Annotated in this window: 19 protein-coding genes, 1 pseudogene and 1 riboswitch; of the genes and pseudogenes, 4 read left to right on the top strand and 16 right to left on the bottom strand. The window is 65.8% G+C overall.

All coding sequences use genetic code 11. The features are described from left to right. The coding region (locus G3446_RS28290) for a Tn3 family transposase (RefSeq protein ID WP_164455035.1) at window positions 1-309 on the top strand (309 nt) is incomplete at its 5' end. Window positions 310-348: 39 nt separating this feature from the next. Here G3446_RS28290 and G3446_RS29255 read toward each other — a convergent pair. The 16 genes and pseudogenes from G3446_RS29255 to G3446_RS21270 all read right to left on the bottom strand — a co-directional run. Then, window positions 349-828 (bottom strand): annotated as a pseudogene (locus G3446_RS29255) (VWA domain-containing protein); the annotation flags it as partial. A 190-nt stretch (window positions 829-1,018) separates the two neighbouring features. Next, the gene (locus tag G3446_RS21200; protein WP_164455039.1) at window positions 1,019-2,626 is read right to left on the bottom strand and encodes a response regulator; all 1,608 of its coding nucleotides are present in this window, start codon (window positions 2,624-2,626) and stop codon (window positions 1,019-1,021) included. A 1,021-nt stretch (window positions 2,627-3,647) separates the two neighbouring features. Then, window positions 3,648-4,223, bottom strand: coding sequence for a peptide-methionine (R)-S-oxide reductase MsrB (gene msrB / locus G3446_RS21205; RefSeq protein ID WP_164455041.1), 576 nt, complete (start codon window positions 4,221-4,223; stop codon window positions 3,648-3,650). 160 nt (window positions 4,224-4,383) lie between these two features. Then, window positions 4,384-6,885, bottom strand: coding sequence for a sensor domain-containing protein (locus tag G3446_RS21210; RefSeq protein WP_164455043.1), 2,502 nt, complete (start codon window positions 6,883-6,885; stop codon window positions 4,384-4,386). Next, complete coding sequence (locus tag G3446_RS21215) at window positions 6,882-8,135, bottom strand: HD-GYP domain-containing protein (RefSeq protein WP_164455045.1); 1,254 nt, start codon at window positions 8,133-8,135, stop codon at window positions 6,882-6,884. Before G3446_RS21215 ends, G3446_RS21210 begins: the two co-directional genes overlap by 4 nt. 535 nt (window positions 8,136-8,670) lie before the next feature. Next, window positions 8,671-10,593: a PKD domain-containing protein gene (locus G3446_RS28790; RefSeq protein ID WP_164455047.1), complete on the bottom strand. Its 1,923-nt coding sequence runs from the start codon at window positions 10,591-10,593 to the stop codon at window positions 8,671-8,673. A gap of 59 nt (window positions 10,594-10,652) precedes the next feature. Further along, window positions 10,653-10,745, bottom strand: a riboswitch (cyclic di-GMP riboswitch). A gap of 267 nt (window positions 10,746-11,012) precedes the next feature. Beyond that, window positions 11,013-12,035 (bottom strand): extracellular catalytic domain type 1 short-chain-length polyhydroxyalkanoate depolymerase, encoded by a 1,023-nt coding sequence (locus tag G3446_RS21225; RefSeq protein WP_164455049.1) that lies wholly within the window; start codon window positions 12,033-12,035, stop codon window positions 11,013-11,015. Window positions 12,036-12,239: 204 nt separating this feature from the next. Next, window positions 12,240-14,540 (bottom strand): proton-conducting transporter transmembrane domain-containing protein, encoded by a 2,301-nt coding sequence (locus G3446_RS21230; protein WP_164455051.1) that lies wholly within the window; start codon window positions 14,538-14,540, stop codon window positions 12,240-12,242. 73 nt (window positions 14,541-14,613) lie between these two features. Beyond that, window positions 14,614-16,110 (bottom strand): complex I subunit 5 family protein, encoded by a 1,497-nt coding sequence (locus G3446_RS21235; RefSeq protein WP_164455054.1) that lies wholly within the window; start codon window positions 16,108-16,110, stop codon window positions 14,614-14,616. Beyond that, window positions 16,107-17,549, bottom strand: a complete 1,443-nt coding sequence (locus G3446_RS21240; protein ID WP_164455056.1) for a proton-conducting transporter transmembrane domain-containing protein — start codon at window positions 17,547-17,549, stop codon at window positions 16,107-16,109. The genes G3446_RS21235 and G3446_RS21240 overlap by 4 nt, the downstream gene beginning before the upstream one ends. Next, window positions 17,539-17,817, bottom strand: a complete 279-nt coding sequence (locus G3446_RS21245; protein ID WP_245232659.1) for a cation:proton antiporter subunit C — start codon at window positions 17,815-17,817, stop codon at window positions 17,539-17,541. Before G3446_RS21245 ends, G3446_RS21240 begins: the two co-directional genes overlap by 11 nt. Then, window positions 17,817-18,497 carry an MnhB domain-containing protein gene (locus G3446_RS21250; RefSeq protein WP_342450176.1) on the bottom strand — a complete coding sequence of 227 codons (681 nt, stop codon included), beginning with the start codon at window positions 18,495-18,497 and terminating at the stop codon, window positions 17,817-17,819. Before G3446_RS21250 ends, G3446_RS21245 begins: the two co-directional genes overlap by 1 nt. Continuing rightward, window positions 18,494-18,784: a Na(+)/H(+) antiporter subunit B gene (locus G3446_RS21255; RefSeq protein ID WP_164455058.1), complete on the bottom strand. Its 291-nt coding sequence runs from the start codon at window positions 18,782-18,784 to the stop codon at window positions 18,494-18,496. The genes G3446_RS21250 and G3446_RS21255 overlap by 4 nt, the downstream gene beginning before the upstream one ends. Next, complete coding sequence (locus G3446_RS21260) at window positions 18,781-19,083, bottom strand: cation:proton antiporter (protein ID WP_164455060.1); 303 nt, start codon at window positions 19,081-19,083, stop codon at window positions 18,781-18,783. The genes G3446_RS21255 and G3446_RS21260 overlap by 4 nt, the downstream gene beginning before the upstream one ends. Continuing rightward, window positions 19,083-19,346 carry an MrpF/PhaF family protein gene (locus G3446_RS21265; protein ID WP_164455062.1) on the bottom strand — a complete coding sequence of 88 codons (264 nt, stop codon included), beginning with the start codon at window positions 19,344-19,346 and terminating at the stop codon, window positions 19,083-19,085. The genes G3446_RS21260 and G3446_RS21265 overlap by 1 nt, the downstream gene beginning before the upstream one ends. After that, the gene (locus tag G3446_RS21270) at window positions 19,339-19,827 is read right to left on the bottom strand and encodes a Na+/H+ antiporter subunit E (RefSeq protein ID WP_164455064.1); all 489 of its coding nucleotides are present in this window, start codon (window positions 19,825-19,827) and stop codon (window positions 19,339-19,341) included. The genes G3446_RS21265 and G3446_RS21270 overlap by 8 nt, the downstream gene beginning before the upstream one ends. Window positions 19,828-20,149: 322 nt before the next feature. Here G3446_RS21270 and bicA point away from each other — a divergent pair, with 322 nt between their 5' ends. From bicA to G3446_RS21285, 3 genes are all read left to right on the top strand, one after another. Beyond that, on the top strand, window positions 20,150-21,865 hold the full coding sequence (gene bicA / locus G3446_RS21275) for a bicarbonate transporter BicA (protein ID WP_164455066.1): 1,716 nt from the start codon (window positions 20,150-20,152) through the stop codon (window positions 21,863-21,865). Window positions 21,866-22,764: 899 nt separating this feature from the next. Further along, complete coding sequence (locus G3446_RS21280) at window positions 22,765-23,769, top strand: sodium-dependent bicarbonate transport family permease (RefSeq protein ID WP_164455067.1); 1,005 nt, start codon at window positions 22,765-22,767, stop codon at window positions 23,767-23,769. Between the two features lie 124 nt (window positions 23,770-23,893). After that, window positions 23,894-24,208, top strand: coding sequence for a P-II family nitrogen regulator (locus G3446_RS21285; protein WP_164455069.1), 315 nt, complete (start codon window positions 23,894-23,896; stop codon window positions 24,206-24,208). Window positions 24,209-24,431 lie beyond the last annotated feature (223 nt).

A 24,431-nucleotide genomic window follows, 5' to 3' on the forward strand; every position in this document is an offset into this window, starting at 1 on the left:
TTCCTCGACTGGATCGGCTTTGGCGGCCCGATCCTCAAGAGCGGCGACCCGATCGAGCAGCTCAAGCAGGTTAAGTACATGGACCTGGTGGCCAACGCTGTCATGCTAAACAACGTTGCCGACATGACTGAGGTGATCTCGGGGATAATCGATGAGGGCTTGCCGGTAACCCCGGAGCTGGTTTCGCGTCTTAGCCCATGCACGCGCGATCATATTCGCCGCTTCGGTCAATACGCGCTTGACATGGACGAACATCCAGCGGCTCTGCACCCGCGAGCACTGCCGATCTTCGCTGCGACGGAGAAGTGATAAAGAATTGCACGTATCCCGAGCAGACCCCCGATAGGCCGCGCTCAGTGCCGCCTCGAAATTGGTCATGCGGCCATTCATGACGATGTCCCGCAAGAGGACCGAGGCTTGCGCCTTGGCTCCCGTTGAAGACAAGGGGGTAAGTGGCATGAGCGTTACCGCATCCACGCCGAAGGTCATGAGCGCCAGACGGTCATCCTCCCCCAAGAGCTCGACGAAGAGCTCTGCCGCATCGATGCCGATACGGCCGGGATCATTGGCGTGCATGCTCAACGAGTGATCCAGCGCCAGCACGACATCGACGGAGCCGGCCGAGACGGCGGAGCAGAGCAACGCAAAGACCAAGAGCACGGAGCACAGGGCCCTAGACTTGGCTGTCTCCTTAAGAGGCTGTCTGGAAATCATGGTCGAGACATTTGTAGGGGCGAATTCATTCGCCCCTGGTCCGGCGGTTGGGCGAATGAATTCGCCCCTACACGTTTTTCCAGACAGCTTCTTAGATGGACCGCCCGCGTACATCCATGCGCTCGGCAGCGCTCATCGTATCGGCCATGGCATCGGTATCCCGCCTGGGCAGATCGGCGAGACGCGAAATGCGTGGTGGGCGCATTGGTCGAAGTATAGGAATCTCTCGTCGGTCGCGCCCGGATCCTGGGCGATCTCCAGCGCTCGCGGCGAGCCGCCGCGAGCGGGCGGGGCAAAGATCGCCTCAGCCGTCACGCAGGCTCCTCGTCGCCTCTTCGATCCGGCGCACCAAGACATCGGCCTCCACCGGCTTGAGCAGATAGCCGTCGAAGCCCGCCACGTCGTCTCCGCCCGCCCAGCCGGTGAGGGCAAAGATGCGCAAGTCACCGTCGGGGCGGATCGCACGGATCCGCTGACACGCCTCGTAGCCATCCAGTCCGGGCATGCCGATGTCCAGGAGAATCACATCCGGCTGCCAGCTCTCCGCGATCCGCACCGCCTCCAAACCATTCTGCGCCGCCTTGACCTCGTAGCCGCGAAGGTCGAGCAAGAGGGCGAGTGAATCCACTACCTCGTCATTGTCGTCCGCGACCAGCACCCGCCTCCTGCCCTCGGCCTCGGCGCTGGACGCGATGGTCTCGACCGAGCGGCAATCGACATTCTGCAGCAGACGCGGAAGCCAGACGCGGACCTCGCGGCGGTCGGCAGGGCTGCCGGGTGAGGAGTCGACCCTTCCCCCGTGGAGCGCGACCAGACGTCGCGGCAGCAAGAGCTCCGCATCGAAAGCCGCAGCAGACCTTTTCTGTCCGGCCGGCGATGCGCCCAATCCGATTGTGTCGGGTAGCGGCTCTGGAGCCCTGTCTCCGTCCGAGAGGCTAAGACTGACCAGGATCTCGGATTCGCTTCCCTCGATCCCGATGTCGACACCAACCTGGTCCAGGGTCCCCTCGCCCAGCGTGCCGATCAAGCTGGCAAAGGCTTGTGAGAGCTGGACGGAATCCCCCTTGACGGATAGCCGCCCCGAGGCGCGATCCCGAGCCGAGATCCAGTCATCTTGCAACGCCTTGGGGCAAACGGCCTCCAAGGCTTGCCGCAGGGTCTGCTCGAGATCGACAGCCGCCCACTGAGCGCAGGCATCCCCCTGCAAAGGGGCTGGGTAAGGGGCTGGGTGCGGAGACCGGCGGAAGAGCTGTGCGATCTCGGCGAGCCGGCGGTCGATAATGTCCCGCGCCGCGCCGAGCGTGGCCTCGTTGGCCCCCATGTCCTGCAGAAGCTCCAGCGCGTTACGCATGGGGGACAAGGGACTGCGGAGCTCTGGCAGCAGGGCTGTCGCGAGGGCGTGGAGACCGGCCGCGGAATCTCGGGACGCGTCAGCAATCCGCTGTGGATTGCCGCCCGCCGCGGACGCCAGGGCAAGCGGCGACGAGAAAGCCGACTCGGTGACGTCGACGGCGAGCCCGGAGAGGCGCGTGATCGCCCCGGCCTCACCCGCTCTGACGATACCCAGCTCGAGCAGCCATCGCCAGCCAGCCTCGTTGCAGCGGGCCCGATAGTCGGCGCTGAACGCGGTCATACTGCCTTGGATACAGCGGGCGATCAGGGCTTCGCGGGCAGCCAGGTCGTCCGGATGAATCCGCAAGCACCAATCGGAGCCCAGCTCCCGTGTGGCCGCCCCCAGACAGCGGGGCAGCTCGGTGCCGAAGCATCGGCACAGCATCACCCCGCCTGGAGTCAGATCCCAGTCCCAGACCATGTCGCAGGCAAGGCGCAGGGCTTCACCGACCGGGGTCTCCGCCGCGATCCGGCCCTTGGGGCTCCCGCCCCATTCATCATCCAAATCCAGAATATTCACGCCTTGGTCTCGCAGCTCGTACGTCGCGAGCATGGTAACAGCACGCGACAATCACGCCGTAGAAGACCGCTCACGTCCTTGCCTCACGTCAGTACACGCATCGAGAGAGAAACCTTGCCCAAGTCGCCCAGATGGTCGTACTCGGCCGCCTGGGCGCATCGCCAGCAGTTGTGGCAAAGAGCGGCTAGCTTCAAGCCACCAGCGGCTCTCCCTCCAAGGTCTAGAGCCGTCAGCGGCCTCTAGGCGGGCGAGCGAGCGAGACGAAGCGCCATTGTCGGCGCTGTGCTCTTCGCGCCTTGACTCTAATACGAATCGTTCTTATTCTAAGAGTTAAGCCATGAGTCCATCGAAGCGGAAAGTGCGCATCTCAAGTGCTCGGAATCCACCGAAGCCTGCGCTAAGCGCGTCGATTTCAACCTCTACCCTGTGGTGGCCAAGCCTATGTGCAACCTGCACGCGTCCCAGACCAGTCTAGAGCGCCAGCCCAATCGGCGCGCACCGTCATCGCTGCTCGGCTTCATCGCAGTGATCTCGCGGTCGATGCCACTCAGCAGACGGCGCTCCAGATGGAAACTGATGCGCGGATTCTTGCAAGAGGCAAAGGCGAGAGAAGCAAGCGCCGCCCGTGAAGAGCGCCACGACCCTAGGGGGGAGGAATGGAGGATGGCCTCCTTGCCAGTGGGCCGGCCGGCCTAATCTGGACGAGGGCTTGCGCGATCTGCAGATCACGCGGCCTCGATCCAATGATCGGCACAGACCGACGGGGCGCGCTGACGTCTCTCCAGGCCGAATCAGCCATCGCTGAGTGGTCGGCGCGGCCCGAGTCCCTATGGCTGAGCCGCCGGCAAGCGGGCTCCTACCGACAGCGCAGCCGTCGTAGCGACTCCAACGGATGGCTCTTCAACCTAGATCCGGCGGTTGGGCGGCCTTCACCCGGCGGGTGAGCCAGCGGGAAACCCCGATCTTGAAAGTGATCAAGGCCTTGAATGAAGCACGAAGCGGTCGACTGCCGGATCTAGGTTCAAGGCTGGTCTTCGAAGAGCGCCTTGTACTCGCCGTAGCCCTCCCTCTCAAGGTCGGCGACAGGGATGAAGCGCAGGGAGGCGGAGTTGATGCAGTAGCGCAGTCCCGTCGGGTGTGGACCATCGTTGAAGACATGTCCGAGATGGGAGTCCGCGATGCGTGAGCGCACCTCGGTCCGAGCCATGCCGAGCGAGCGGTCGCTGTGCTCGACGATTAGCGCGGGCTCCAAGGGAGCGTAGAAGCTCGGCCACCCGGTCCCCGACTTGAATTTCTCTCGCGAGCTGAAGAGCGGCTCGCCGGAGACCACGTCGACGTAGATGCCCTCCTCCTCGTTGTCCCAATAGGTATTTCGGAAGGGCGACTCGGTTCCGTTACCTTGTGTAACACGGTATTGGAGTGGATCGAGCTGCCGCTGAATCTCCTCCTGGGCTGGCCGCTTCCAAGGAAGCTCGGAAGGGTCCAGGGCGGTCGAGCGCTCGGCATCGGCCGTTGCGGCCGGCACATGAGCGGCCAGCGACATTGCGGCCGCCAACAGCCCGCTGAGCTGAAGGCGCGGCTTGGGGATGGTTCTCATCCAGGATCTCCTCGATGTCGGTTCTCTCGTCAGCTGCCACGGCTTGGACGCAGGCCTGGCCTACCCATCAATCAGATCGCGATGGAGCGAGCGAGTTTCATCCGCCGCGCCTTGCAGCAAAGGATGGATGAGCATGCATGGGGAGCTGGTTTCAGACCGGCTACTCCGAACGGTCCAAGGCGCTGGGAGCGCCGAGCAGGCCGATCTGCTCCGCGAATGGAACCAAGGCCTCCGGCGCCAAGGCTGGCGTGATGAGATAGCCCTGTATCTCGTCACAGCCGGCATCCATCAGGAAGCGCCGTTGGATGGTGTTCTCGACGCCCTCGGCAATCACCCTGAGATTGAGCGCCAACGCCATGTTGATGATGGCCGTTGCGATGGCGCAGTCGCTTTGATCGTCCGGGATGTCGCACACGAAGGAGCGATCGATCTTGAGCTTGTGGATGGGGAAACGCTTGAGATAGGCCAGGCTCGAGTAGCCCGTGCCGAAGTCGTCGATCGCCAGTCTAACCCCGAGATCGACGAGTGCATCGAGGCGGGCGAGCGTGTCCTCCACGTTCTGGATGAGGATGGACTCGGTCAGCTCCAGCTCTAGCCGGCCGGGCGCCAAGGTGCTGCCGGAGAGCCATTGCGCCAAGGACTCGACGAAGCCGCTGCGGTGGAACTGCGCCGCCGAGACGTTCACCGACATGGTGAGCGCAAGCCCCCGGCTCTGCCAGGCCTCGGCCTGACGGATGGACTCTTGCAGCACCCAATCGCCGAGCGGAACGATGAAACCTGTCTCTTCGGCGATGGGGATGAAATCGCTCGGCGCTATGGTGCCCAGGCTCGGGTCCGTCCACCGCAGCAAGGCCTCTGCACCGACGATACGGTCGGTTCTCAGGTCGACCTGAGGCTGATACACCAGACGGAAGCCGTCCGCCTTGAGGGCTTCCCGCATGGCGTGATCCACCTTCATACGGGTAAGCAGATCGATGTTCATCTGACGCCGATAGAAGCGGAAGTCGCCGCGACCGCACTCCTTGGCGTGGTACATCGCCGTATCCGCGTTCTTGATCAGGTCGTCCAGCGTCTCGCCGTCCTCCGGATAGAGCGCGATACCAACACTGACGCTCAAGGAGAACTTCATCCCGTCGATCTCCAACGGCTGCCCCATCGCCGCGAGCAGACGCCGCGCGGTCTTCTCCGCGCCCGAGCCATCGGCCCCGTGAAGCAGCAGCACGAACTCGTCGCCGCCGAGGCGCGCTGTGGAATCCACTTGACGCAGACAGCCCTTGATCCGCCGCGACACCTCGACCAAGACCAGGTCGCCGAAGGCGTGCCCCAGCGAGTCGTTGATCTGTTTGAAACGGTCCAGATCGATGAAGAGCACCGCGAAGCCGATGCCGTCGCGGCGCGCCAGCTCGATCGCGAACGCAATCCGCTCCGTCAGCCGGATACGGTTGGGCAGTCCGGTCAGGGCGTCGGTGTAGGCGAGCTGCTCGATACGCTCGCGGGCGGCGACCGACTCGGATAGGTCCTTGACGAAGGCGATGTGGTGGATTGGCGTCCGCTCCTCGTCCAAGACACGGACCAAGGATACCAGGCAAGGAAAGCTCGAGCCGTCGTCACGGGACTGCAGGATCTCGCCCTGCCAGACGCCGTCTTGCGCCAGCGCCTGCTCGATGCCCTGAATCGGCCGCTCCCCCGAGCAGATCGCCAGGCAACCGGTCAGCGGCTTCCCAACGAGATCTTCGGCGCAGCGACCGGCGAGCTGCTCGCAGGTCGGATTGACGGCGACGATCCGAAAACCCGCGTCGGCGACGAAGATGGCATCCAGGCTGGCCTCGAAGACGCCCGCCGCCAGCTTGAGCCGCTTTTCGTCGGCGAGCCGCTGGGTGATGTCACGAAACGAATAGACGCGCCCGATCGGATGTCCGCGCGCATATTGCGGCAAGGTGACCCGCTCGAGGATCTTGCCGCCACGCAGCGCCCAGACATCCGATGCTTCGAGCAGCGGGTTGTCGCGGATGGCGCGGATGCGCTCCCGATAGTCGACCAGATCCACCACGGATTCCGCCATCCAGGTATAGACGCCAGCGTCGTCACGGTCGGTGAGCAAGGCCTCAGGCACCCCCCACAGCTCGGCGAAGCGGCGGTTGAAGCCGCGGATCGCGCCTTCGAGGTCGGTGACCAAGATGCCATCTGCCGTCGACTCCAGGGTCGCGCGCAGCTCCGCGACGAGCTTCTCGAGCTCGGCCTCGACCGCGCGGTGCGCGCTCTGATCGCCGATGCCCACCACGAAGACCTGCCCCCCCTGGCCGCAGGAAATCGCGCTCACGCGCCGCATGACGCTCACCAGGGCTCCGTCGTCACGCCTCAGCAGGGTTTCGGAGAGCAGCGGGTCGGCGCGGCCGGCGGCAACGTCTTCCCAGAAGAAGAGGTCTTCGGGCGTCGAGGCCAGATCGAGGACGGGACGACCGACGAGGCGCTCGCGCGAGCTTGCGAGCAAGACTTCCGCCGCCTGGTTGACGGCGAGGATGCGCCGCTCGGCCGCGTCCACCAGCCACACGGCCTCGATCAGGCCCTCGATCAAAGGCTGCCAGAGGGCGATGCAGGTCTCGAGGCAGAAGGCGGCCGGAGCCGAGAAGTCGACCGAAGGCGGCTCGGGCGTCCCGTTCATTGATCACCACCGGAGTCGCTAGGATCGCGCGCGCGCTCGAAGAAATAGCACATGCGCTGCCGCGGCGAGAGATAGTCGAAGACGGCCCTGGGGAGCTGAACCGGCCTGAGGCTCTGCTTGACCCCAAGATCGCGATGATCCTCCAGATCGACCACCAGCGCCTCTTCGCGCGCGGTCCGCGGATCGTAGATGAGGACACGCGGCCTCAGGGGTCGCGACGAGCTGACGGAGACCACGAGGGCGTAGCGATCATTCGTCAGCAGCACGACGGAGCCCGGCGGATAGACGCCCATCATGCGAATGAAGGCGCCAAGGGTCGTGGCTTCGAACTTGGTCCTGGATTGGGCGAAGATCAGAGAGAGCGCCTGATGCGGCGTCATCGCCGTCAACGGGTTCGCCGGGTTGCAGAGATTGTCGTAGTGGTTCACCAGGGCGACGATGCTGGCCGCCCGGGTCAGCGCTTCACCGTGGAGCTGACGCGGAAAGCCGCTGCCGTCGGCATGCTCGTGGTGCTGAGCGAGGATGGCGCGCACGTCTTCGTCCAAGCCCATGCGCGCGGCCAGCTCGACCCCATCGGCCACATGTCGCTTGTAGAGATTGCGCTCGGCGATGGTGAAGCCCTTGTCGCACCAGCGCAGGCGATCCGGCAGCTCCAGCTTACCGATGTCGTGGAGCAAGGCGCCGATCCCGAGCTGCTTGAGCGCGGCACTGTCGAGCTCGAGACGCTGGCCCAGCAGCAGTGAGACCACGGTCACGTTGACGGCGTGCAGCGAGGATCGCTCCCCGGCCTTCTCCGACAGCAGCCGGATGAAGGACTCGCCCTGATCGAGCAGCTCTCCGAGCAGGCCCTCGACGACCTCGACCGCCTGCTCGCGGGCGCCCGCTGGGTCCCCCGGGAGCAGTTTCTGGATATCGCGGAACACCCTGGTCGCATCCGAGAATTCCCGATCGCAGCGATCCAGGCTGCGCTGCTGCTCCAGCAGCTGCAAACGCCGCGCATCGAGGGCCGATACTTCCTCGACGGGCACCTCCTGCGCGACGGGCTCGGTTTCTTCGGGCAGGTCGCTGCGCTCGGGCGACCAGCGCAGGCGCGTGACCCCAAGACCGCGAATGATGTCGATCTGATTGGGTGACGCGATCTTGAAGCTGTTCAAGGCAAAGGGATGACCGATCCATCCGAGATCCAGATAGATGTACATCCCGACACGAAGATCGTCGATCTCGACAAACTGCGACTCGGCGTCCGTCATTTCACAGACCTTCCAGCTTCCACAGACTCGCCAGTTTCCATGGGTTCTCCAGTAAGCCCTCCCCGCGTGAGCCGGATTCCAAGATCGGGCCGCGCTAAGGCCGGCTTAGGACGCACAAACCCCGGCCGCCGCCTCCCCAGGAGATCTTCAGCAGATATCTCTCGAGCACATGTAACTCGAAAAATAGTCACGACTCCAGAAGTCTCGAATTCTTGTAGTCCAGACCAGCCATTATGATGTGGAGACCGATTCTTCCTGTGAGTAGCGTCTAGCTTCCGGCACTTTTCTGGCGCGCTCAAGAGCTCGGGAACCGGGAGCGATTCGTGCTCAAGCCGGAAACCACCTCAGAGGCGGGACACGGACTCGAAAGGGAGATGGCTTGGCTGAGGGATAGGTGCCCAGCGAGACAAGCAGAGCGGAGGGGGCGGGAGATCGCGCTTCGGAGAAGGCGTGGAGAGCGGGTCTCGCGCAAGCCGGTGCTGGTCTCGGCCGGGATGTCCCTCCTTAGACATCCCGAGCCGCGAGGCTCCGCCGACTACTGAGCTGTGTCGTGGAGCAAGATGTAGCCGACGCGCTCTTCGCCGTGACGCATTTGAGAGTTGCGCGACTGCTCTTCGACCACCGCGAGATCGATCGAAGCCGCATCCTTGTAGGTCCAGCGCAGATTGGCCGGATCGCTCGAATTGAGCGTTTGCATATCGGCCAGTACTTGAGGCGCACTCGCATAGACCTTGGCGAATGCGATCGAAGCGACTTCCTCGGTCACGGCCTGGGACGCCTGGGCGACCTCGAACTCGAGCCCATCGATGGTGCCCATGGACGGCTCCCAAGCGACGTAGGCGACGCGCTCCAGCCCATGCTCATGCTTGCTGGACTGCTGCTCCTGCAGACCCAAGTCGAAGGAGGTCTGGGTGATGTTGCCAAGCCGTGCCGTTACGGCATTGGTGTCGTTGTCGCTGGCGACCCCTGCGACCATGACTGGGACAGTCGCGAAGGGTGCGTTGAGCCGATGGGTGTAGACCTTCTGAGCCGCGTCGATGTTGACGTCGTCGGCCTCGATCCAGGCACCGCTCGGCAGCTGATGGCGGCCACGCTCCATGGCGATATAGCTGACCGTCTCTTCGGTGTGCGCGCCGTCGAGGTAGTCCCACTCCTGCAGGCGGATCCAGAAGCCATTCTCGTCGATGCCGTCGATGCGCACGGTCGTCGGATCCCAGCCGTTACTGCTGGCCGGCTTGGCAACCACCACGGGATCCGTGAAGGGCGTTTCGAAATCCACACGCTGCCAGCGATCGTCGACGGCGACCTCACCGACCTCGATCGGCAGTCCGGCCGCAGCGACTTCGACATAGTCGACTTGCAGCGCCGTGTCGCTGCCGCCAGGACCGGAGACGGCGAGACTGACGTCATAGCTCCCGACCATGGTGTAGGTGTGCGTCGGATTGACTTCCGAGCTCGTGCTGCCGTCGCCGAAGTCCCAGTGGTAGCCGCTGATGTCGCCAGCGGAGGTGCTGACGAAGGACAGGGTCAGCGGCGCCTCGCCCGTGCGCTCGCCACTGGTGAAGGCGGCGACGGGCGGGAGTGCGGCGCTGGTGATGAGGTTGGCCTTGGAGAGGATATCCGTCCCCCCCGGACCCTGGACAGTCAGCGTCACGCTGAAGGTCCCAACCCTGGAGAAGGTCTTGGCCGCGTCGCAGCCAGTCGCCGTGCTGCCGTCACCGAAATCCCACTCGCAAGCGTCGACGGCGCCCTCGGAGGTGTTGCTGAAGGTCACTGTCAGCGGGGCGAGTCCAGACGTCGCGGACTCCGTGAAGCCGGCGACTGGTGCTGCGTAGCCAACGCTGATCGCATTCGCAAGGGTCGCGGAGGCGCTGCCTGCGGGTCCGGTCACCCTCAGGGTTGGACTGTAGGTGCCAGGCTGTGCGTAGACGTGGGTCGGCGAGGCCTCTTGGCTCGTCGCTCCGTCGCCGAAATCCCAGGAATAGCCCTCGATTGTGCCGGTCGAGGCATTCGAGAAGCTCACGGCCAGGGGTGCAGCACCACTCGTGGTGGCGACCGTGAATTCAGCCGTCGGCTCAGTCAAGGTCGCAGTCAAGGTCGCAGTCGTGGTCGCACTCAGCTCGTTGGAAAAATCACTGCAAGTCGTGCCGCCCTCGGCGCAGGCTCTTGCAGCGATGTAGAGGGTTTGGCCCTCCGCGAGACCGGACAGCGTCGCGCTCGTCGATGTCGAGCTCAGGGACTGCTGGTAGGTACCGCTCTCGGTTCCCCAATGCACCTCGTAGAAGGCCACGCGGTCGTCTTGAACGGGGTCCCATTCGACTGCGATCTCCGCGGACGAGGCGATGGAAGCGCTCGCCAGTAGGCCGAGCGACAAGACGGCAGTCGAGATGGATCGCAGATGAGTGGTGGAAAGCTGCTGTGCTACAACGAGCCGATCGAGGATACGGTGAATAAGCATGTTGGACGCCTCGCTTCGGGTACGCCGATTCATCGGCGCCCCGAAGAGGCGCACGAATCTTCGGTAGCCCTGCTGCCGTCTCCCGAGGTTGCTCGGGGCTTAGGCCAGTGGCTTTGCGTCCTGCCCTTTCGGACAGTTTGCCTTTGTCGGATTCTTGGTATGGCGGAGTATAGGGACGAGCGATCCCAGGTAATGCGAGCCGTTTCGCATTTGCCGAGACGTGGATGGGCGCAGACCGCTCGGACACGCCAAGGACCGGAAATGGCTCACAAGATCCCGCCGGATAAGGACGGCTCTTGCCGCATCGAGCAGGGATCAGGTGGGTTGGCTCGGGAGCGAGTCCACGCGCGGGGCCGGCGGAGAAAAGTCCTTACGAGGGAAGACCTCGGGAAACGACCGGCTGGTGGCGGTTACTAGACTCAGAGCCCCCAGAAGTCGACGATGCGCCGAGACGCGCAGAGCCCAATGTCCCGGAAATAGCGACCTGGCGAGCCGCAGCCCGCAGCCGCATCGACGGGAACAGCATGGCCCAGGCCCGGGATCAGGTAGCGCTCTACCACCAGGGTGCCGGACGCGTCCTCATAGCCGAGATAGCGGGCGCCTTCGACCCTCAGGACCCGATCAGGACGAGGATCGACATCGAGGAGGCTCAACCAGCCCTCGACGATCTTCTGCGCATTCAAGGGAGCCACCGTCTTGTCGGCCGCTCCCTGCCAGACGCTGAGCTTGACCGAGGGGCTTTCCGCGGCTGCCGCTGCCATCCCGGCCCGCGAGATGCGCTCTGCCCAAATCTGTCCCGGCAGATCGCGCCCCAGCGTCATGCAAGCGATCGCCTCCGCCGTTGAGGACGCGCAGCCGTAGGGAACACCGGCGAAAATGGCTCCGGCCGCGAACAGACTCGGGTAGTCGGCGAGCAAGGCCGCCGTCATGGCCCCGCCAGCGGAAAAGCCACTGACATAGATGCGATCCGGATCCGGGGCGTAGGGACCCTCCAGCATCCAGGCAATCATCTCCCGGATCGAGACCGCCTCCCCCGAGCCGCCGGCCGCGGCGCTCATGGCATCCCTCGGGAGAAACCAGTTGAAGCATCGGCCGAGGTTGTTCGGCGTCATCTGCTGCGGGAGAAGCAATGCGAGCCCGCGCGCGTCAGCGATCTCTGTCCATCCCGCCCCCTTCGCAGTGTCCTCCGCGCCTTGCGAGCACCCATGAAGCACGACGACTAGGGGGCTTTGCCGCGGCAGCCCATCTGGCACATAGACGCACATCTGTAGACGACCGGGATTGCGCCCAAATCCCTCGACCTGCCGCAGCGCGCCACAGGGATCCAGGCAGCCCAGGCCCCACCACTGACAGAGGACTCCAAGGTAGGCCGCTGCCAGGGCCAGCAGGGTCATGAGCGAAAGGCCCAGACCGAGTCCCCAAACGAGCCGATGTCCGCGCATCGAAAGCCCCTTCGCTCAATCGCGACTCCCGAGTCTCGGGATTACGAAATCGTCAGAATGCATTGTCTATAAAGCCGATCTCCGCCCGTCTCATCTAGAATGCGCCGCCCGCTAGCTCTCTCCGAGACCTGTGCGGCGGGAGGTCGGCGCCTTGCGCAAGTCCTTGAGCCGGGCCGAGACGTAGCGCGCGCTTGGCCAGAGCCGTCAACGGCGGCCTTGGGCGCGCTCGGTCCACGCGCGATGGAGCCGCTGGAGTAGATCGACGTCTAGGGCACCGGTCTCAGGCATCTCCTGGAGCCGCTCGAAAGCCCGGATCGCGCCCCGGGTCTGCGGGCCGATGAGTCCGTCAAGCGGCCCAGGGTCGATCCCGAGCGCATCCAGGTGATCCTGAGCCATCAGGACCAGGTCATTGGTCAGCTCTAGCCCGCCACCTTGCGCGGCCTCTAGGCAGGGGTCGAGGATGATGCGCGCGTCTTGACGCCGCGGGCTGACGAGCACCAGAGGCTCGCCCTTAGCGCAAGCCGCTTCCTCGCTGCCTTGTGCGCCCGCCGCGCGCTGCTCCGTCTCCTGAGTTGTCGCTGTTGGCATGTCCTCCATTCGCTCCGCGCGACCATCCTCCGGCTCCGACACCTCGACGGCCTCGATCCCTTCCGCGAGAGCCAAGTCTTCCTCCGTGTCCGACGGCTCCTCGGCCGGCCTTTCGGCAAGTGGCCGCTCCTGCATCGCAGGCAGCATCGGCTCTGGCTCGGACTCCAAGACCGATTCCTCAGACATAACCGGCTTGGCATCCGCGGGACTGGCCGTCCGCCCCACCTCAGACTGCGGCGCTGGCACAAAGCCCACGACCGACGCCAGCAGCAAGGCCCCGACCACCAGCCATGCGGAGCCTGCAACCGGCCACTCGCGGAGGCTACGCTCAGTATCGGGATCCGGCTTGTCGAGCACGGCTGAGTAGGCGCGGGACAGCCGGCCCATGACGGCTCCGTAGGCGGTTCCCAAGCCCCCGGACAAGGCACGCAAGAGCTGCGCGCCAGCGCGGCCGATCGGGCCCAAAAAGACCAAGAGATCGCCCGGCGGGACCCGATCGATCAGGGCCTTCGACAGCGCGGGACGGCGCCAGGTCACGCCAAGCACGACACCGGCGATCAGGATGCCCAGGACCACCGGCATCGGCTTGACCCACCAGGCATCCGAGCCGCCGAGGACGAAGGGAAAGAGCAGGATCAAGAGCACCAGAGACATCCAAGCCGCACCCGGCCAGGCGTAGCCGGCCTCGGGATGCCGCTCGACCCTTGCAGTCACCCAGAGAAAGCGCGCCATCAGCAGGGTGGTCGCGACCGCAGAGACGCCCACGGCCGTCGCGATCCAGGGCCATTGGGCGCTCGCGAGCAAGGGCTCGATCCCCTGCTTGGCGACGGCCCCGCTGGTCAGCGGTGCCCCCGCCATGGCGAGCGCCAGGAAGACCAGGCCGCCGAGGACCAGGGGCTGTCCGGCCGCGGCATACTTGCGCAGCCCGAGTCCCAGGAAGAGTCCGCCCTTGACCAGGGCGTGATGCGCGACATAGAGGGTGATGCCCGCGACGCCCAGGGGAGCCAGCTCGGGATCGGCCAGGATGCTGCCCAGCAGCAGGATGAGCAGCCCCATCTTGGCGATGCTCGAATAGGCCAAGATCACCTTGGGGTCGGACTGCATGAGCCCGATCGGCAGGGCCAGGCCCATGGTCGCGAGTCCCGCGAGCGTTAGCGCGGCGCCCCAATCGGCCAGTGCGGCTGCACCGATCGGCAGGAAGCGCAGCCAGCCCAGAATGGCGACCTTGATCATGGTCCCGCTCAGCACCGCACTGGCCGGAATGGGCGCGGCCGGGTGCGCCAGCGGCAGCCAGAGATGCAGCGGCGCCATGCCCGCCTTGACGGCGAGCCCCAGAATGGTGAGTGCGATGGTGAGATCGCTCAGGTCCGCGAGCTGGTCGGCGGTCGGCAACGTGGTCCCGGTCTGCTGCGCGATCAGCACCAGGGCCGCGAAGAGCGTCACCTCCCCGAGCAGTGCCATGACGAGATAGACCTTGCCCGCTCGCAGCACGGACGGCTCGCCGGTATGGATCACCAGTCCGTAGGACGAGAGCCCCATCACCGCGAACCCGAGATAGAAGCTCGCCAGGTCCTGCCCGAGGATCAGCCAGAAGTTTCCCGCCATGGCGAGCAGGAAAAGCGCGCCGAAACGCCGCGCGTGCGCGCGTCCGCGCAGACTGAAGGCGGCATGGATGCCCGCCACCAGCCAAAGGATGCCAGTGAACAGCAGATAGACCCGGCTGATCTCGTCCATGCCGAGCGTCGTCCCCAGCAGCAGCCAGGGCAGCTCCAGCCGGCTCCCGACAGGCACCAGAAGTGCCGCGGCCAGGGCCGGCAAGGCCCCCGCGGCCGGAAGCCACCACAGCCGCCGCGACTGCACCAGCGCCGCGCCCAGCAGCGGCCAGAGGCCCACGACTGGCAGCAGCCAGAGACTCATGGCGCCACCCAACCTTTCCCGAGCTGCAAGTCGCTGGAAGCTGGCCGCTGGAGGCTGGCGGCTCTCAAGATGCTCATAGGTACTCCCTCCGCGCGATCAGCGCCGCCCACTCCAATGGGCTGAAGGGTGCGGCTGCGAGGAGTCCGGCGATGAGACACAAGCCAGCCGTAACCACGGGCGGCCAGAGCAAGGCGCCCATGGTCTCGAAGCGCCCCTTCGATGGGCGCTCCTTGGGCCAGGCGTCCGGCTCCGGGCGGAACCAGGCGCGGTAGAGGATGGGCAGGAAATAGCCGGCGTTGAGCAGACTGCTCGCCGCCAGGATCAGCAGTACCCAGTGGGCGTCGGCCTCGACGGCGCCCAGGCCCAGGTACCACTTGCTGACGAATCCGGCGATGGGCGGGATGCCGATCATACCCAGCGCACCGACGGTGAACGCCAGGGTGGTCAAGGGCATCCGGCGCCCCACCCCGTCCATCTCGCTCACCTTGTGCACGCCCAGGGTCTCGGCGTAATTGCCCGCGCAGAAGAAGAGCGTGATCTTCATGATCCCCTGATGGACCAGGTGCACCATGCCCCCGATGGTCGCGATGGGGCCGAGGATGGATGCACCCAGCGCGATGTAGGACACCTGGCTGACGGTCGAATAGGCCAGCCGCTTCTTGAGTCCGTCCTGATAGAGCGCGCGGACCGAGCCATAGATGATGGTCGTCGAGGCGAGGACCCCGAGCAGCGTCAGCAGCCCGAGCCGGTCGGCGAGCCCGATGCCGTAGACGTCATAGACCACCCGCACGATGCCGAAGGCGCCCGCCTTGACCACGGCGACGGCGTGCAGCAGCGCGCTCACGGGCGCCGGCGCCACCATGGACTGCGGCAGCCAGCCGTGCAGCGGCACGATGGCGGCCTTGATCCCGAGCCCGGCGAGCAACAGCACGAAGATCGCGACCAGGGGTCCCTGCAGGTCCCCGGACAAGGCCTCGAGATAGCCGCCCTGGGTGAAGTCGACCGGCCCCGTGATGGCCTGCAGCCAGATCGCCCCCACCAGCAGGAGCACGCCCCCGCTCATGGTGTAGGCAAGGTAGATCTTGGCCCCGCGCGTGGCGTCCGGCGTGCCGCGATGGGCCACCAGGGGATAGGTCGCCAGCGTCAGCATCTCGTAGAAGATCACGAAGCTCAGCAGATTGCCCGCGAGGGCGATGCCCACGGTCGCCGACACGCAGAGGCTGAAGAATCCGAAGAAGCGGCTGCGGTTCGGGGAGTGCTCCAGATAGCCGATCGCATAGACGGTCGTGACCAACCAGAGCACCGTCGAGAGGGTGACGAAAAGGACCGAGAGGGCATCGGCCGAGAGCACCAGGTCGAGCCCGGGCGCCAGCGTCAGGCGCGTCTCGTAGGTCTCGCCTTGGTAGACACCCCAGATCATGACGCCGACCAGCACCAGTTTGATCAGGGCGCCCGCCATGTTGAGCACGCCACGCAGGATGTGGCTTTCCTCCTTCACCAAGAAGATGAAGACGCCGGGCAGCAATGAGCTGACGACGATGGCTGCAGGCAGCAGGGTTTCCAGGCTCATGCGCCCCCTCCCGCGCCCAGCAGACGCCACAGCGGATCGGCGGCCAGCCCCAGCACCGCGACTGAGGTCAAGGCCAGCAGCAAGGCCGGCACCTCGGTACGCGCCTGGGTCACGAAGCTGCGCGGCGTCGGCTCCAGGTTGAAGGCGCGGCTGAGCACCCGGAATACATAGGCCGCCGCCAGGAGGGTGCCGATGGCGATGACCAGGATCCACCACCATTGGCCGCTCTCGAGGGCGCTGGTCATCAGGATCCACTTGCCGACGAAGCTGCCGCTGGGCGGCAGGCCGATCAGGGCCGTGCCCGCGAGCGCGATGGTGAAGGTGGTCGCCGGCATGTGCTGGGCCGTGCCGCCGAGGTCGTCGATGCGGTCGTGTCCGGCGCTGCGCTGGACCAAACCTGCGGCCAGGAAGAGACCCGCCTTCGCCAGTCCGTGGGTCAGGGCCATGAGCACCAGGGCGACGAAGAGGTCGTCCCGCTCGGCGCCTGGCGGCAACGCCTGAAGCAGCGGTAAGAAGAGACAGAGATAGCCGATCTGGGCCACCGTCGAATAGGCGGCCAACAGCTTCAAACGCTCGGCCCGCAGCGCCCGCCAAGAGCCCCAGATCACCGCCAGGGCGCCGAGCATCCCCATCAGCCCAGCGGCCGAGGGCGTGACCACGGGTGCGAAGACGTCCAGCCACAGCCGCAGGATGAGATAGAAGGCCGCCTTGACGACCAGCGCGGACAGGGCCGCGCTCACGGGCGCCGGGGCATTCGCATGGGCCGGCGGTAGCCAGAAGTGCAGTGGGAAGAGCGCCGCCTTCAGGGCCAGGCCGGCGGTCATGAGCACCAGGGCCGTCGCGGCGACCGGCCCTGGCTCGAGGGCATTCGAGAGGAGCCCCAGGTCCAGGGTGCCATAGCTGGTGTAGACCAGCGCCACGCCCAGCAGATAGGTCATGGAGCCCAGCAGTCCGACGAGGAGATAGCGCAGATTGGCCCTGACCGCGTCGACCGTTCCGGTCAAGGCACCCAAGGCCGCGGCCGTGAGCCCCAGCAGCTCCAGCGTCACATAGATATTGAAGAGATCCGCCGCCAGCAGCAGGCCGTTCAGCGCCGCCCAGAGGAGCAGCCACAGCGGCCAGAAGTGCCTGTCCGCGTCGGCGCTGCGGAAGTAGCCCGAGGCGTAGATACCCACACCCAGGGCGACCAGCGCCGCCATCCCCAGGAGCGCGGCCGAGAGCCCGTCCGCGGCGAGCGCGATCCCGAGGGGCGCCGCCCAGCCGCCGAGCTCGGCGTGCAGGCTCCCCTGCTGCCAGACCCCGGCCATGACCCAGCCGACGACGAGGACGGTCGCCACTGATGCGAGCAGCCCCAGCCCCTGGGCGCGCTTGGGCAGGGCCGTGGCCAGCAGACCTCCGATCAGGGGCACGGAGACGGCCAGCGCCAGACTAGCGTCCACCTGAGTCGTCCTCGAGCCGTCGGCCCATCGCCAGCGCCAAGGCCGTCGCGCTGACGGCGACCACGATACCGGTCAGCACCAAGGCGTGCGGCACTGGATCGGGCGGCAGCTCGCCGCGCTCCGCGATGGCGATCAGCAGGTGGAAGACGCCGCTGCCCATGATGTTGAGCGCGATCAGCTTACGCAGCAGCGGCTCGTAGACCAGGAAGGCCCAGAGCCCCAAGGCGAAGAGGATGACGCCGGCACCGCCGTAGAGCAGCTGCTCCATCAGTCCCGCCCTCCAACAACGGCATGCGACCAAGGCCGGCCGCCGACATAGGCCGCGGCCAGGGTCGTGCCGATAGCGACCGTGGCCGCCGTCTCGATCGCCAGGATGAGCCACTTCGACCAGGCTTGCGGATAGGAGAGAAAGCCCTGGCCGAGCGCCAGGGTCGCCAGCCCGACCAGCACGAAGACGGCCACACCCGCGACGATGAGCCAGCGCTGCGCCCTGATCCCCGGCAGTCCAGCCGTCTCGTCGCCGGCCAGACGCATGACGACACCGGCCGCGCCGAGCAAGGCGCCCGCCTGAAAGGCCCCGCCAGGCGCATAGCCGCCGACCCAGAGCAGATAGCCGCCCGTCAGGACGAGCAGAGGCACCACCAGCCTGACCATCCCGCTCAAGACCACGCCCGCCGGCTGGAAGCCTGGCGAGGCGACGCCCAAGGACCAGATCCCCAGCAGGGCCGCGAGGAGGACGCCGAGCTCGAGCAGGGTGTCGTACCCCCGATAGCTCAAGAGCACCGCGGTGACCGGATTGGACACGCCCGTCGTCGGCAGCCCGGCGAATGCCTGCTCCGCCAGACGCGGTCCGGCGCCCATGTCGAGCGCCGTCTGCAGCACCCACAGCAGCCAGAGCGCGAGCGCGGTGATGATGGCCCCGATGATCAGGCTCGCGGCCCTTCTCACCCCTCCTCTCCCCGAGCATCCGTCTGCCCATCGACCGCCTCTTGGCGCGCTGCCCGCCGCGCCGCCGCCAGCATCAAGGCCCCGCCCAGTCCGGCCCCGATGGCCGCCTCTGCCAGGGCCACGTCGGGCGCCCGCAGCCGCGCCCAGACCAGGGCCAGCCAGAGCCCGAAGGCGATGAAGAGCATGACGGCGCGCCTCACGTCCGGGCTGACCAGCGCAGCGATCGCGAGCCCGATCAGCGTGACGACCAAGACCAGATCGAAGATCAGCAGCAGGCCCGCGCTCATTCGAGCAGATCCTCCCCATCGCCCCGCAGCGCCCGCTTGGCGATGAGATGCGATCCGGTCGCCCCGCTGACCATGACGAGCACCCAGATCAGTACCAGCTTCAAGGCCGTCCAAGGATCGGCCACCCAAGGCAGCAGCCCGGCGATCACGAGCCCGAGGCCGAGGTTGTCGGCCTTGGTCAGGGCATGGAGCCGGCTGAAGAGGTCGGGCAGCCGGATGAGCCCGAGCGTGCCCACGGCGAAGAAGAAGACGCCGGCGCCGATGAGGAAGAGGGAGAGCGCTTGCAGTAGCGTCTGCATCAGCTGCGGTCCTGCCCGACGCGACGGCGGGTGAGCGCGGTGACGGACACCGCCGCGAGCAGCGCGAAGATCAGTGCGACATCCGCGAGCGCGGGCACCGCGAAACCGAGCCCGAGCAGGAGCAGGACCGCGATGCCCGTCGTCCCCAAGAGCTGCACGCCCATCATGCGATCGGCCGGGGTTGGCCCGAAAACGACCCGCGCCAGGCCAGCTGTCATGGTGAGCAAGAGCGCCAGCGCGGCGGCGACGAAGACGTCAGTCATGCAGACCTCCAACTGGCTTCAGCTCCTCGCCGAAGAGCCGCCCAACCCGCCGCTCGAGGTCGTCCAGCTCGGGCGCCAGGTCGACCGTCGCGTCCAAGGCATGCACCTGGATCTCCTCCCGGTTGACGAAATCGGCGCTGAGCGTGCCCGGCAGGAGACTGATGCTATCGAGAAATACGACGCGTGCGGTGGGGTTGGCAAGGCGCATGCGATAGGTCTGGAGCCCAGGCGAGATGCGCATGCGCGGCCTCAGAATTCGGCGCGCGACATCCGTCCCTGCATGCACCGACTCGATCAAGAAGAAGGACAAGAACCCCAATGTCAGCCTGGCGCTCGGCAAGCGCGCCTGACGCGCCAATCGGCCATAGAGCCAGGCCGCGAGCAGCACGCTGGGCAGGCCAATGATCCAGGATGCCGGGTCCCATCCCGCGAGGATGAGCCAGAGTCCTGAGAAACCAAGTAATCGCCATGCAATCGTCATTCAGTACTCCGCCGAGAGTCCCTTGCCTGCCGGAGCATGGATGAGGCTGCGGGTACGGAAAGCAAGGGCAGATCGCGACGCGCAGGCGCGCTCGTTCCGCTCGAGGGGCGACCAGGCAAAGGCAGCGGCCGGCCTTGTGAATGAGGACAGGAGGCCGTTTGAGTGGCTGTTTAAGGTTGCGTTATCTAGGCTGTCGAAGCCAGCGCGAAACAAGCAACACATTGATCAAAGTCGATCGTTCTAATCAAAAATATCATTTTGAATCAATGTCTGACCCGGGCTTAGATAGCGGGCATCTGATTTGGAAGACCGGTATCCGGCCATGCGCGTCCTCAACGAAATTCGATTTGACAACCTCCGCGGCGACCTCTTCGGCGGTGTCACGGCCGCCATCATCGCCCTGCCGATGGCGCTCGCCTTCGGCGTCGCCTCGGGCGCGGGTCCGACCGCCGGCCTCTATGGTGCTGTGCTCGTCGGGCTCTTCGCCGCGCTCTTCGGCGGCACGCCGACGCTCATCTCCGAGCCGACGGGGCCAATGACGGTCGTCATGACCGCCATCATCGCCAACCTGCTCGCCTCCAATCCGGAGGAAGGCATGGCTATGGCCTTCACCGTGGTCATGCTGGCGGGCGTCTTCCAGATCCTCTTCGGCGTCCTCAAGCTCGGCAAGTACGTGACCATGATGCCCTACACCGTCATCTCCGGATTCATGACGGGAATCGGCCTCATCCTCGTGATCCTACAGATCGGCCCCTTTCTCGGGCAGGCGCCCCCGGCTGGCGGGGTCCTGGGCACCTTGACGTCGCTGCCGGATCTGATCGACACGATCGCCCCCGCCGAGACCGCGCTCGCGGTCCTGACGGTCGCCCTCATCCTCTTGTTTCCCAAACGCCTGAAGCGCTTTCTCCCGCCGCAGCTGATCGCCCTGGTGCTCGGCACCCTAGTCTCCCTGTACGCCTTCGGACACCTGGACATCCGGCGCATCGGCGAGATCCCCGGCGGGCTGCCCTCGCTCCAGCTCCCGGTCTTCTCGGCGGCGCAGTGGCAGCTCATGGCCGTCGACGCCCTGGTGCTCGCGGTGCTGGGCAGCATCGACGCCCTCCTGACCTCGGTGATCGCGGAGAGCATGACCCGCAAGGAGCACAGCTCGGACAAGGAGCTGGTCGGCCAAGGTATCGGCAACCTGACCTCAGGTCTCTTCGGTGGCATTCCAGGCGCCGGGGCGACCATGGGGACGGTCGTGAACATCCAGACGGGTGGACGCACGGCGCTCTCGGGCATCACGCGCGCCCTCATCCTTTTGGTCGTGGTGCTCTGGGCGAGCGGACTGACCGCGCAGATCCCGTTGGCGGTGCTGGCCGGGATCGCCCTCAAGGTGGGCCTTGACATCGTCGACTGGTCCTTCCTCAAGCGGGCGCACCGCGTCTCCTTCAAGGCAGCCGCCATCATGTACGGCGTCATCGGGCTGACCGTCTTCGTCGACCTCATCACCGCCGTCGCCGTCGGCGTCTTCATCGCCAACGTCCTGACCATCGACCGCCTCTCCAAGCTGCAGAGTCAGTCGGTCAAGGCCACCAAGGATCCCGAGCACGCCGGCAACCTGAGCCCGGAGGCACAGACGGTGATGGAGAGATCCAACGGCCGAATCCTGCTCTTCTCCCTCGGCGGCCCGCTCATCTTCGGACTGGCCAAGGCGATCTCGCGCCAGCACGCGGTCTTGGAGGCGCACGAGGTCCTGGTCCTGGATTTCACCGATGTCCCGGTGCTGGGCGTCTCCTCCTCGCTGGCGCTGGAGAAGCTCATCTTGGATGACGTCGCCGCTGGCCGCGGCGTCGTTATCGTCGGTGCTGAAGGTGACGTCAAACGGCGCCTCGAGAGGCTCGGCCTGACCAAGGCGGTGCCCGAGGCGAACTGGGTCGAGACCCGCGACCTGGCGCTCAGCCGTTCCGAGGCGCTGCTCGCGGCGGCTCCGCAGACGATCGTCCGGGCGGAAACGGAATCGACAGGCGGGAAGGTCCATGGCGCGCCTGACTACTAGCCGGCTGGGGGCGAAGCGCTCTCCGCAGATGTATCGAGCTTCACGCGACAAGCCTGGCCTCGACGAAGAGCCCTTCAATGGCTCGGGCCGGCGCCGCGACGACTGTGCCGTTCGACAAAGTCGCGTACAGCTGGGGCGAGATACCGCGTCATCGGCGCCATGGGCGCGCGCGATGCTCCAAGCGCGGGGAGTCACCGCCCGCCGCCCGTCGGCAGGCACCACGGGTAGTGGTCGAGAGCGCCACGGTCCAGCCGCGCGGTGTCCAGCCCGCCACGCCCATTAGGCAGCCCGCCTCGGTCCGCACTGTCTCGCGCTGTCCGACCAGAAGGGAGAGCTGTTCGGAGCGGCGAACGGGGGCGATTCCCGTCGTCAGAGCCTCGCTGGTCCGGTCGGCCAGAGGGCACCGAAGGCATGAAGTCGAGGATCCGAACGTCAGCGTCTGAGCTCTGCGGTTGATCTCGCGTATCGCTGCCCTCTGCTCCTCCACCGCGTTGGCAATCTCGGCGGCCACCGGTCACTAAGCTTCTGCTCCGGGACCTCGGCGATGCAGCCCTGCTTCGCGATGCCGATCACGTCCGGCTCGCGCACCAGGTCAGTCGCAGGGTTGAGCCTCGCCTCGGGCTTGCGAGGCGGTGCCCCGTCTCGCGGGTGGCGCACCTCGGTCCCGCCGGGCGCCCCGCGCAGGTGCGGCCGGCGAGCTCGGGGGCGCGCGTCGGGCTTCGCCACTCGATTGCGAATCTTGGATGGAGTGCGCGGCGGAGCTCGAATTTGTGCCCCGGCTCGGCTGCCCATAGACCTGGTAACAGTCCGTTCCGCGCGTCTTCGACGCAATCGGTCTAGGCAATCGGTCGCGAGGACCCGCGGTCCAAAGAGGCGTGTAACCAACCTTGGGGGCGATCATGGAAGCAGCTCTGGAATTCCTCACGAAGTTTCTGACCCAGTTTCAGTCGCCGACCTTGGCCTTTCTGCTGGGCGGCATCGTCATTGCGGCGCTCGGCTCGCGACTCGAAATACCCGAGGCGGTCTATAAGTTCATCGTCTTCATGCTATTGATGCGCGTCGGGCTCGACGGCGGCATGTCCATCCGCGAGGCCAATCTCGCGGACATGCTCCTGCCTGCCCTCTTCGCCATGCTGATCGGCTGTGGCATCGTCCTGCTCGGCCGCTACACGCTCGCCTTGCTGCCGAGCGTGCGCACCGAAGATGGCATCGCGACGGCCGGACTCTTCGGCGCCGTCAGCGGCTCGACCTTGGCCGCGGCCATCGTCGTCATGGAGAGCGAAGGGATCGAGTACGAGCATTGGGCGCCCGCGCTCTATCCGTTCATGGACATTCCCGCCCTGGTGCTTGCCATCGTGCTCGCAAGCATGTACCTAAAGCGCAAGGACGGAAGCGTCGAGAAGGTGCGAGTCTGGCCGATCGTGAAGGAAAGTCTGCAGGGCTCGGCCTTGTCCGCACTGCTGCTCGGTATCGCGCTTGGCCTGTTGACGCGGCCTGAAGCCATTTTCGAGGGCTTCTACGATCCGCTCTTCCGCGGACTGCTCTCGGTGTTGATGTTGGTGATGGGCATGGAAGCCTATGCGCGGCTCGCCGAGCTGCGACGTGTCGCTCATTGGTACGCGGTCTATGCGGCGCTTGCGCCGCTCGTCCACGGCTTGATCGCGTTCGCTCTGGGGTACGTCGCGCATGTACTGGTCGGCTTCAGCCCGGGTGGGATCGTGCTGCTGGCCGTGCTCGCGGGCTCCAGCTCGGATATCTCCGGACCACCGACCCTACGTGCCGGGATACCGACGGCGAATCCGTCGGCATACGTCGGAGCATCCACCAGCATCGGTACGCCGGTCGCTATCGCCATCGGCCTGCCGCTCTACATCTGGCTCGCGCAGACCCTGATCGTCGGCTGAAGCCCGATTCCCGCCGCCGCGCCGGACACGGCTTCGAGTCGAGAACCGATGCTGCGCAGCCCCTGAGCCATGCGGGCGAAACCACCCCAAGTCAGCTCAATACTCCATCAGCAGGTGCGGACATATGACACGGCAGGCCACCAAGCTTGTGATCATCACCGAGCAGTTGCTTCTGCGCGATATCGCCCGAATCGTCGAGAGCTCCGGAGCGACTGGATACACCGTCACCCCAGCGAACGGCAAGGGAAGCCGAAACCTGCGATCTTCCGGGCAGCCCACCGCCTCAGGCGCCTTCGCCAACGTCAAGGTCGAGGTCATCACGGCGAGCGAGGCGCTCGCACGACGGATCGCGGATGAGATTGCCGGCAAGTATTTCGACAACTTCTCCGGCATCGCCTACCTGGATCAGGTGGATGTGCTGCACGCGAAACACCTTTGAGCCCAAAAAGGGCAGTTGAACCGCAAAGGGCACAACGAGCGCAAAGGATTTCAACACCTTGTCTGCGAAGCCATGCTCACCCAGAGGGTGAAGCGACGCAGCAATGCAAGCCTCTGTTTTTCTTCGTGTCCTTTGCGCCTTCGGTGTGCCAGGAGAAACCTGGCCAGTCTAGCAGCCTGCGAGGTGGCTGCCATGTGAACTGCTGATGAGACATGTAGCTGCG

It is taken from the genome of Thiorhodococcus minor (genome assembly GCF_010820565.1).
Lineage (GTDB): Bacteria > Pseudomonadota > Gammaproteobacteria > Chromatiales > Chromatiaceae > Thiorhodococcus > Thiorhodococcus minor.

Excerpts from the sequence above, each read along its gene's own strand:
- G3446_RS21265 (WP_164455062.1), bottom strand. The coding sequence starts at position 19,346 with ATGACTGACGTCTTCGTCGCCGCCGCGCTGGCGCTCTTGCTCACCATG.
- G3446_RS21230 (WP_164455051.1), bottom strand. The coding sequence starts at position 14,540 with ATGAGTCTCTGGCTGCTGCCAGTCGTGGGCCTCTGGCCGCTGCTGGGC.
- G3446_RS21215 (WP_164455045.1), bottom strand. The coding sequence starts at position 8,135 with ATGACGGACGCCGAGTCGCAGTTTGTCGAGATCGACGATCTTCGTGTC.
- G3446_RS21285 (WP_164455069.1), top strand. The coding sequence starts at position 23,894 with ATGACACGGCAGGCCACCAAGCTTGTGATCATCACCGAGCAGTTGCTT.
- G3446_RS21270 (WP_164455064.1), bottom strand. The coding sequence starts at position 19,827 with ATGACGATTGCATGGCGATTACTTGGTTTCTCAGGACTCTGGCTCATC.
- G3446_RS21280 (WP_164455067.1), top strand. The coding sequence starts at position 22,765 with ATGGAAGCAGCTCTGGAATTCCTCACGAAGTTTCTGACCCAGTTTCAG.
- G3446_RS21225 (WP_164455049.1), bottom strand. The coding sequence starts at position 12,035 with ATGCGCGGACATCGGCTCGTTTGGGGACTCGGTCTGGGCCTTTCGCTC.
- G3446_RS21245 (WP_245232659.1), bottom strand. The coding sequence starts at position 17,817 with ATGGAGCAGCTGCTCTACGGCGGTGCCGGCGTCATCCTCTTCGCCTTG.
- G3446_RS21255 (WP_164455058.1), bottom strand. The coding sequence starts at position 18,784 with ATGAGCGCGGGCCTGCTGCTGATCTTCGATCTGGTCTTGGTCGTCACG.
- G3446_RS21235 (WP_164455054.1), bottom strand. The coding sequence starts at position 16,110 with ATGAGCCTGGAAACCCTGCTGCCTGCAGCCATCGTCGTCAGCTCATTG.
- G3446_RS21210 (WP_164455043.1), bottom strand. The coding sequence starts at position 6,885 with ATGAACGGGACGCCCGAGCCGCCTTCGGTCGACTTCTCGGCTCCGGCC.
- G3446_RS21260 (WP_164455060.1), bottom strand. The coding sequence starts at position 19,083 with ATGCAGACGCTACTGCAAGCGCTCTCCCTCTTCCTCATCGGCGCCGGC.
- msrB (WP_164455041.1), bottom strand. The coding sequence starts at position 4,223 with ATGAGAACCATCCCCAAGCCGCGCCTTCAGCTCAGCGGGCTGTTGGCG.
- G3446_RS28790 (WP_164455047.1), bottom strand. The coding sequence starts at position 10,593 with ATGCTTATTCACCGTATCCTCGATCGGCTCGTTGTAGCACAGCAGCTT.
- bicA (WP_164455066.1), top strand. The coding sequence starts at position 20,150 with ATGCGCGTCCTCAACGAAATTCGATTTGACAACCTCCGCGGCGACCTC.